The organism is Formosa algae (assembly GCF_001439665.1).
Classification (GTDB): Bacteria; Bacteroidota; Bacteroidia; order Flavobacteriales; family Flavobacteriaceae; genus Formosa; species Formosa algae.
Map to the genome: position 1 here is coordinate 1 of NZ_LMAK01000071.1, position 4,535 is coordinate 4,535.

Sequence of the window (4,535 nt, forward strand, 5' to 3'; positions counted from 1 at the left end):
AAGTATAAAACTTGTAATTTTCATTTTTTAAAAAATATGCTAAGTTATGTAAACTGTCTTTTTTTAATTTTAATGTGTCTTTGGTATTTACGATATAATTAATTTGTGATATAATAATTTTATCTTTATCAAAATCTTTATTTTTTTTATAAGGGTTTACAGAGCGAACTTTTTCATATTCTGTTTCATGAAATTCAATCGTTGAAATTATTTCCTTTTTAACTTTATCGCTTTGAGCATTTAATTTGAGTAATCAAAAAAATAGTAGATACATAATAATGTATAATTTCATTTTCATTTTATTAAAATTTATTTCTTCAAAAATATGTTAATTGGATTTTCAAAAATAGTATAATTGAGTAAACAGCCTGTTTCGATTAGTAAAGTTCCTTTTTTGGTTTCTTTAAGCCTTTTTTCGATCAGATGCTCTATTGCTGGCAACTCCTTATACACAAAACAAACCTTGGTTTATCCGGTTAAAAAAGATGTATTAAAGTTATCTTTTTTAAAGATAATATAATTTCCTCTGATGAGTTTACGGGAAAACCATACTAATCTTATTTTTTATCATTTGTTTAGAAAAGTATATATTCGCCTCCCCAAAAAAATAACGATGGAAAAAAAGATTCAGCTTGATAAGGATTCGATAAGACCATTGTTTTTTAAGTATTATATTCCTATTCTCACAAGTCTATTATCAATTACCTTATATCAAGTTATAGATGGTGCAATTCTTGCAAATTATGTAGGGAAAGAAGGAGTTGCAGCTGTTGGAATGTTTGGGACAATAATTACAATTTTTATTGCATTTGGCTTAACATTGGTAATAGGAGGCGGGATATTAATTGGAAAAAATATTGGTGCTGGTAACTATACGAAAGCTCAAGAGATTTTTCAGTTTACAACTACACTTGCTATAGTATTTGGACTTATAATACTATTACTAACTCCTTTTACAATACATTATATCGTATCTTATTTAGTTGGTAATTCTGAGAGTGAATTATTCGACAACACTTTAGATTATATGTTCTGGGGATTTATGTGGATACCCATTTTTCTTTTGAGAATGATTTTAGGAAATGCTATCAGTCATGATGGTGCTCCAAAAGTGACCAGGAATGCTTCTGTTTTTGGAGTAGCAGTAAATATTATATTAGACGTATTACTCATTATTGTATTTCCTTTTGGTACAGCTGGAGCTTCTATTGCTACAGGTGTTTCTGTATTATTATCAGTATGTTATCTGGTATTTTATATCAATAAGGAGAACGGACATTTACGGATTCGGAATTATAGATTTACACTTAAATTAAAGGAATGGAAAGCATTACTCAATTATGGAATCCCATCGTTTGTGTCTGAGATCTCTTTTTCTATTGGATTGCTATTAATCAATATAAGGCTCGCTCAATTTGGAGCAGTTTTTGTTTCTGTTTTCGGTATAGTTAATTATTTGAGTTTTATTTTTTTGAGACTATTTACATCAGCTATGATATCTACATTACCTATTATGTCTTTTAATATAGGTGCCAAATTACCCAAAAGAGTACTTGGTGTTTTAAAGTTTTCTCTTGTATTTACGTTCGGTCTTGGTATTGTAGTTGTTGCTTTAGGTTTTCTAATCCCAGAGTTTCTTGTAAGCCTATTTTCAGGTTCCGAATCTGAAGAGTTTAAACACATGGCCTCTGCCTCATTGGGCTTATTTTTCCTCTTTTTTATAGTCGCAGGCCCTAATTATATTCTTGGTGCTTATCTTCAAAGTATTGGTAAATTGGTTCCATCAATTGTCTTAAATTTACTAAAAGGATGTGTCTTAATAAGTATACCTTTATTTTTAATCCCTGATTACTTAGGCGATGAAAAGGAATGGATCTGGCTCTCACGTACTTTTGCAGAAGTTACAGCATTTATTGTAGTCGGTTTTTATGTGCTTAATCGACGTGATGCTTTTTTTAGTCATCAGGCCATATTAAAGTGATTTTCTTGGTAACGTTATATGTTTAACAAAGAACTTATCTAGTTAAGCGTATTTTAGTCTTAATGTTTTAAAGCGTGTTTGACAATGATTGCAAGGGGAAAGAAGGATATGGTAATTAATTATTCATGGTGTTACCCACAAGCTAATTGTGTATTAATTCGTTATATAAAGTGTAGGTTCAGTTATTCCTTTACTCAAATAGTTTGCTTTATTCATTTCAAAATGCATTTCCGACATTCCATTTAAATACTCTTCAATTGGCTCTAATCCGATTGATTTTCTTCGTGAATTCACATTTATACTGTCCATTAATGTTTTTGGGTATGCTTGTCCATTATTTATATTATAAGTTACTTGCGTACCATAAATTTGGGGGTGTCCAGTGTTTAAATTCACACGGTCAACTAAAAGGCCATAATTTGTTGAGATTGCATTTTGTTTGTCAACTTCCTTTTTCATTTCTTTTAGAACTTCTTTTTGGAATTCCGGGTTGTGGTCAGAATGTTGGACAATGAGCCAAAAATTTCTTGAACCCTTTTCTCCAGCTAAATCAAAACCAACAAATCCGTATGTATTTAGTATTTCCTTTGCTCGTTTTTGATTTCTAAGGAAAACACTATCTTTAAATATTTTCCACTGTTCCGATGTTAGATAAGAATAGTTTTCAGGAGGAAAAGCATTTGACGCAACTAATTGGTCAATTTCTGCCATGTTTTCGAGTTCATTAGCTAATTCTTGATTAAACCCTATCGTGTCTTCTCTTGCATTTTCTGTCGCACTCTTTTGTTTGCATCCAAATAATACAATACCAATAATTAAAATTCCAAAAAATTTGTTCATTTTACGATCTGTTTTCAGCTTGTATCCAACGCTTTAAACACAAATCAAACCAAAGTTTATTCGGTAAAAAGGCGTTTAAAGTTATCTTTTAAAGATACTATAATTTCTGCTGAAGAATGTACAGGAAAACCGTACTAATCGTCTTATTTAGATCGTAGTAACAGATGCGAAGCCTAAATAAAGCTCACAGTATTTGCAGTCTGTAATACAGGCTTTATTCTTTAGTTGCTTGTAATAATAAATCGCTGATATAGCGTTTATTGTCTTGATACTTTGTTGGCATTTGTAAAAAAGGTTCAAGCGAAAAACTAAAAGATGTATCTCCACTAAAAGTCCAATACATGCCGTTTAATTTTCCTTCGGTGGTTTTGATATTGTTTTGCGGAGTATCATGTATTGAAAATTGATTATTCTCCGAATTATACCAAATTCCAAAAACTTGTAAATCCGCTTCCTCAGAATAGTTCAAAATTATATGAGATTGTAGGATATTTTGTTTAGAAAAAACAGTCAAACGTTTATCTGAAAAATCATCTAACTGTTCCGACCAAGTTGTGTTTTTACCAATACTATTATACATTTTATCCCATTGGTCTAAGATTAAGGTAACATCCTTTTCAGATTCTATAACTGTAAATAAGTGCTCTTGAATAATGTCTATTTTTTTATTTTGAACATCTATTGTAACCGTGGTCTTTTCTGCAGCGATTTGACCTTCTTTTATGCCCAAAAAAGAGGTTAAAATAAATAATATGATTCCTATTTGTTCCATTTATGTAGGTGTTGGTAACGGTTTTGTCTACCCTTAATTTCTTGTTTAAGGCAATAAATTTAACAAATAATTACCGATCAAGAAAGGCTATGAGGATTTTGTGAGTAGGCTAGAAGTAAGGGTTAATTTTGTATGGTGTTGGCTGTAGTTATTTTTTTAATGTGATGTAGTATAGTTTTTCAAAATCGTTGATGATGATTGTGTCTTTGCTTTTATATAAAATATTTACACCATTTCCATTGTTCGAATTTTTTGCTTTAAACTTGGTTGTTTCATTATTTAATGAAAGTTCTACATAATTATAGCCATAAGGCGTATAACCGCCAACATAATGATTTCCAGAGAATGAATTTCCTAAAGTAACTTTACCAAAAGATTTTGGACTTTTTTCTAAATGCCATATAGGTTTTAATTCATCTTGCTGTGTTTTTTCTAATACAGCTTTAAATTCATTTGTGTGGTCATATCTGGTATATAAAGCGAATGCTTTGTTTTCGTATTTTAATACACTTACTCCATTCGTTAATGGAAAAATCGAAATCAAATTTGAGTTTAATTTTTTAATGCTTTCAGCTATTAATTTTTCTTCTTTTTTATAAATATCAGAAGTTAAACTGTCTATATGTTTATTCGTTTGATTTTTATAAACTGCATTTAACGAATCTCTAATTGTAACACCTTCTCTAGATTTTAGTATTAAATTTTCTAATTTCTCTTTTTTGAAATTATCTTGAATGGAGAATTTATAAACTTCATTTAATTCCGTTTTTTCTTTAGGTTTTAAAAAGTAAATAGTTCCATCGTTACTAATATAACTATGCACATAACCAGAAGGTTTATTTAACTGTTTTATTGTATTAAATTTTCTATCTAAAATTAGCCAATCACCATTTTTATTATTTGCAAATACATGTTTTTGGTTGTATTTAATATTTGTTAAAT

3 protein-coding genes and 1 pseudogene are annotated in these 4,535 nt (G+C 29.5%); 1 reads left to right on the plus strand and 3 read right to left on the minus strand.

What is annotated here, in order from left to right; genetic code table 11:
* The first annotated feature begins 655 nt into the window (after nt 1-655).
* Nucleotides 656-1,981: an MATE family efflux transporter gene (locus AST99_RS15225; protein ID WP_198151532.1), complete on the plus strand. Its 1,326-nt coding sequence runs from the start codon at nt 656-658 to the stop codon at nt 1,979-1,981.
* 153 nt (nt 1,982-2,134) lie between these two features.
* On the opposite strand, the gene AST99_RS15230 is transcribed toward AST99_RS15225, so the two are convergent.
* The 3 genes and pseudogenes from AST99_RS15230 to AST99_RS18800 form a co-directional block, all read right to left on the minus strand.
* Nucleotides 2,135-2,821, minus strand: a complete 687-nt coding sequence (locus AST99_RS15230) for a DUF6624 domain-containing protein (RefSeq protein WP_057783175.1) — start codon at nt 2,819-2,821, stop codon at nt 2,135-2,137.
* 214 nt (nt 2,822-3,035) lie between these two features.
* On the minus strand, nt 3,036-3,593 hold the full coding sequence (locus AST99_RS15235; protein WP_057783179.1) for a hypothetical protein: 558 nt from the start codon (nt 3,591-3,593) through the stop codon (nt 3,036-3,038).
* A gap of 148 nt (nt 3,594-3,741) precedes the next feature.
* Nucleotides 3,742-4,535 (minus strand): annotated as a pseudogene (locus AST99_RS18800) (hypothetical protein); the annotation flags it as partial.

What these genes read in the sequence shown, in the direction of transcription:
- AST99_RS15230 (WP_057783175.1), bottom strand. Translation starts at nt 2,821, where the DNA reads ATGAACAAATTTTTTGGAATTTTAATTATTGGTATTGTATTATTTGGA.
- AST99_RS15235 (WP_057783179.1), bottom strand. Translation starts at nt 3,593, where the DNA reads ATGGAACAAATAGGAATCATATTATTTATTTTAACCTCTTTTTTGGGC.